Annotated in this window: 3 protein-coding genes; all 3 read left to right on the forward strand. The window is 65.6% G+C overall.

All coding sequences use genetic code 11. The features are described from left to right. Window positions 1-448: TetR family transcriptional regulator C-terminal domain-containing protein (locus ABD255_RS32535; RefSeq protein ID WP_344220633.1), on the forward strand; the 448-nt coding region annotated here is incomplete at its 5' end. Window positions 449-1,900: 1,452 nt separating this feature from the next. After that, complete coding sequence (locus ABD255_RS32540) at window positions 1,901-3,031, forward strand: serine hydrolase domain-containing protein (RefSeq protein WP_344220634.1); 1,131 nt, start codon at window positions 1,901-1,903, stop codon at window positions 3,029-3,031. 100 nt (window positions 3,032-3,131) lie between these two features. Next, the gene (locus tag ABD255_RS32545) at window positions 3,132-3,761 is read left to right on the forward strand and encodes a type 2 periplasmic-binding domain-containing protein (RefSeq protein ID WP_344220635.1); all 630 of its coding nucleotides are present in this window, start codon (window positions 3,132-3,134) and stop codon (window positions 3,759-3,761) included. Window positions 3,762-4,671 lie beyond the last annotated feature (910 nt).

Raw genomic sequence — 4,671 nt, forward strand, 5'->3', positions numbered from 1 at the left:
CAAGGAGAACCTATTCCGTGAAGCCGTGGCCTACTACAACGATCCCCAGCGATCCCCCACCACGCGGGCGTTGCGCGACCAGCCAACCGCGCGGGCCGCCGTAGAGGCGATGCTGCGCGACAACGCCCGGCTCTACACCGACCCAGACAACCCCCGCGGCTGCCTCATCGTCCTCGCCGGCACTACCTATACGCCGGACAGCGAACCCGTCAAAGACCTGCTCAAGGACCTACGTGGCCGCGACCTCGGCGACCTGCGGCAACGTCTGCACGAGGCAATCGTCGACGGGGAACTGCCACACCACGTAGAGCCAGCAGCACTGGCCAGATTCATCATCACCATCCTGCAAGGTCTCTCTATCCAGGCCCGCGACGGCGCCTCGCTTGCACAGCTCAACGCCGTAATAGACCAGACCATGCGCGCCTGGGATCACCTCACCACGGCCTAGCTGGATGCGCCCCGACATAAGCCTGGATTAGAACACAGGCTGCAGCGCCAGCATCACCCTTTCCTCCGAACCAAGCCAGGTCAATTCCCACCCACAAACAGTGCCCAGCGGGACCTCACAGGCGAGCCGCCTCACTTCAACTTGTCTACGCGGCCCGCCCGGAAGGGCGGCTGGGAGGTTTCGACCGAGGGGGCGAGCTGTACTTGAGGTGGCCGATCAGGTCAGCGCATCGTTCCTGGGAGGCATCGGCCATTCACGGATCCGGTCGGCGCCGCGACTGGTGGGACGTCGACGGGGCGACCACGCCAGCGGCGTTGACGGACGCAGTGCCTGAATGAACAGGTGACAGTGCATCGAAACCAGCGGCTGATAGCCATCGCGCAGGTGGCCAGAATCGAAGCCGCGGGAACACCGAGGCAGGTCAGTGGGTGGCCGCTCGAACTCGCCCTGCTGACCGTGCGCGGCGCGAAGTCCGGCAAGATCCACAAGGTGCCGTTGATGCCGGATCGCGCACGACGGCCGGTACTCATGCTCAGCTCTGACAGAAGCTCCGCCAAGCGCCCAGTCCGGGGCCACTCCCCTAGGTCAACCGCAGGATCGCAGCTGCTGACTGGAGCGGGCCATCGCGGTGTCCCCAACTCTCTCGAACACCAGGGCAATACCGGCCGCTGTCTCCTCTGCTCGTGCTCGAGCCGGTTCAGTATTTCACCAAGACGCTCGCCGAACGGTATGCGGCCTCCCGTCCTGGGAATCGGGCTCGGGCGCCGTCGGATCCGCGGCCTCGGCTGGGATCTCGTATCAGATGGTGCAGACCTATGTCGGTGCCCGCCGCGACGAGATCCGCCTCGATGCCGGCCGCGGCATTGCTGGTGCTTTCATCGTGCAGAACCATCAGCCGGATGCGGAGGCCGAGGTCGACTTCGGTGAAGTGACGATCACCTCGCCGGCACGCAGGCGATCTGCTACCTGTTCTCGTTCCGGCGTTCCGTTCCCACGTCGGCCTGGACGCCTTCTACTGCACCGCCCTGCTATTGCACACGAGTACGGACATCTGCGTCAGCGAGTTCGAACATCGACAACTGCCGAATGTCGATGTCCGAAGTCGTCTACACAGACGTAGCGCTCCAAGTGGTTGGTTTGCAGACGAGTGCGTGTCAGCGCGGCGTACCGAAGTTCCTGCACTAGCGTCTTGAATCGGCGACTTCTCGGAGGTCAAAGCTCGGCCTGGGCCAGGACGAAACGTGGTGTTCTGACGGCGTCGGACGAGCTGTGCAAGTCGCCGTACGATGCGCCGGCCTCGGTGCCTCACGGCTGCCGCCGAACCACCGACTGTCGGGTCGGACTCCGGACCGGACAAGGGCTCCCCCGAGAAGTAGATCAGGCACATCCCTGGTATTAGTTGCCCGCCGCAACTGAGATAGTAGGGTCACCGAAACTAGAGAGAAGTCTTAAATGACGAGACTGGGTTCACGGCTGGGCACCGCCCTGGCGGGCATTCTGACCGTGACGTTGATGGCCGCACCGGCGCCCGCACTGGCGGTCGACATGGACGAGGCCCACGGCAACCTGACCGAACGGCAGGAGCTGCAGCGCGAGCTGGACGCCGTGGTCGCCGCGGGAGCGACCAGCGCCACAGCCGAGATCACGTCCATAGGCCAGCACCTACGCGCGTCGAGCGGTCCGGCCGAACTAGGCTCGAACCGCCCGGTCCCGCCGCAGGGACGGTTCCGGATCGGCAGCGAGAGCAAGACATTCATCGCCACGGTGGTACTGCAGTTGGTTGCCGAACGACGCCTCCAGCTCGACGACACCGTCGAGAGCCGTCTGCCGGGTGTCGTCCCGCAGGGCGACCGGATCACGGTTCGGCAGTTGCTGAACCACAGCAGCGGCCTGTTCGAGGTCCTCGCCACACTGCCGTCGCCGCGTTCCGAGGAATTTCTCGAGCTGCGCTGGCGGACCTGGACGACCGCAGAACTTGTCGCCCGCGCGACGGCAAAGCCGTTGCTGTTCGACCCCGGAACCAAAACCAAGTACAACAACACCGGCTACCTCCTCCTCGGCATGCTCATCGAACGGCTGACCGGGAACTCCTACGCCCACGAGATCGAGAAGCGGATCATCCGGCCGCTGCGGTTGCACGCCACGTCGCTGCCTGGCACCGACCCAGCCATTCGCGGTCCGCACGCTCACGGATACCTGCCGATTGAGCGGGACGGGAAGCCACAGCTGCTGGACATCACCAAGATCAACCCCTCGATCATGAACGCCGGCGGCGACATGATCTCCACCACCCGCGACCTGAACCGCTTCTTCGCGGCACTGCTCGGCGGCCGGCTCCTGCCAGGCCATCTGATGCGCGAGATGCAGACCCCGGCCTTGGACTCCAAGTTCGGGCTGGGCATCATCAGATTGTCACTGCCTTGCGGCACGGCGTGGGGGAAGGACGGGGACGCCCCTGGGTACTCGAGCACGACTTTCGTTTCGCCGCGCCGCGACCGACAGGTCACGGTGTCCGTGACCTGGGGCGCCGGTGATCATGGCGACGCGGTCGACGCGCTGGTGAAGGCAGAGCTGTGCCGCTGAGCCGTCCTGTGTCCTGAGCCGTCCGGCCACCTCGCCGGACGGCTCACGATTAGCGCCAACGCACCCATCCGTTGCCGCGTCAGACAACTGGAGTTCTTTCATGCGTATCGCTCGCGTTGCTGTGGGCTTGCTACTGACCTTGGTAGGACTGTCGGTCACCGTCGTGGGGGCCGTCGCCGCATTCTGGCTGGTCGGTCCGGATAACACCCTGACCACCAGTGAGAAGCGGCTGACGAGCGAGGGCCTATCGGTGATGACCGCTCCGGACCTGCTCGACCGGCACGGCGCGACGCTGCACGTGACTGCTCTTGCGCACAAGCCAGTGTTCATCGGCATCGGCCAGGACATCGACGTGGCGAACTATCTGCGCGCCTCCGAACACACCCGGGTCGTGCGGTACACCCCGCCCTCAGACCTCGACACCCAGGAGATGCAAGGCAGGGCGACCGCGCTGAAACCGCCGACCCGACTATCCTGGTGGGTCGCGAAGGCCAGCGGACCCGACGAACAGTCGATCGCCTGGCCGATCGCGGACGGCCAGCACGACCTGGTGGTAATGAACTCGGACGGATCCCCCGCGGTGGACGCAAAGGTGACCTTCGGAGTAGAGATCGACGGCGCCTTCGCGGTCTGTCTGCTGGTATTCGGGGCAGGGACGGTACTGCTGATCCTGGGGCTGCTGCTGGTGGCCAGGCGCAAGCTAGGGACAACCGCACCGCCATCCAGGTGACCCGCCCCGATAACCTGACACGGCATCGCGCAGCTGCTTCGATCGCCCCGCCAGATCCGGGCGGTTTTCGGGACAGCACTCTCGCGACGCCGCTGGGCAAGCTGCAATTGCTCAGGTGTACCGGAGCAACCCGAACCCTCCGCCGCGAGCCAAGCCAACTCGTCGTTCAAGCATGCCCGGGGCTCACGCGCCGGGTCCGCGTCCTCGCCGGCGTCATCCGGGACGCGGGCGATCACCACCAGGTTCTCCTTGGTCGGTGTCACGAAGTCCTGGCCGCGCAGCTCGTCGGCGTTGCTTTCGTCGACGACAAGCAGCTCGAGAAGATCGGCGCGGCTGGCCACCGAGGCGTATCGACCACACATGTCTGCCAGCCTGCCCACGGGGACCCGACAATAGCTCGCATAGCGGCCGCCGGAGGCCGCGTTACGTGGCGTGCTCTGGTCCACCGTCCAGCTCGTCGACGGTCTGGGCGAGGACAGGCGCCGTATGCCCGCGGCGCTGAATCAGTTCGCTGTGAGCCAGCGCCGGATATCAGCGAGTCAACGCTGGCCGGGATTGTCTCCCGCAGGCGGCTGCCCTTGCTGACTCCCGTGATCGTGTTCGCGCCGGCATCCAGGTCGGTATCGAGACACAGCCCGAGCAGTTCGCTGGCCCGGGCACCACCGGACAGCCAGAACGACAACAGCGCGCGGTCACGATGACTGCGCAGCGCGCCGAATAGGGCATCGGCCGCGTCGTCCGGGATCGCCCGCCACATTGGCCCGGGCACCTTCTGCCGGTAGGTCGCCCGGCGGTGGACCACGAAGTCGTCCATCGGGTTGTGGGCATCCAGCCGGCCCGTCGACCGGCTTGTTGTCCGTCATTGATCTTGCCGATGATGCCGTCATTGGCGTTGCCGTTGATCGTGGTG

Origin of the sequence: Kribbella sancticallisti (assembly GCF_039530625.1) — a bacterium.
Taxonomy (GTDB): Bacteria; Actinomycetota; Actinomycetes; order Propionibacteriales; family Kribbellaceae; genus Kribbella; species Kribbella sancticallisti.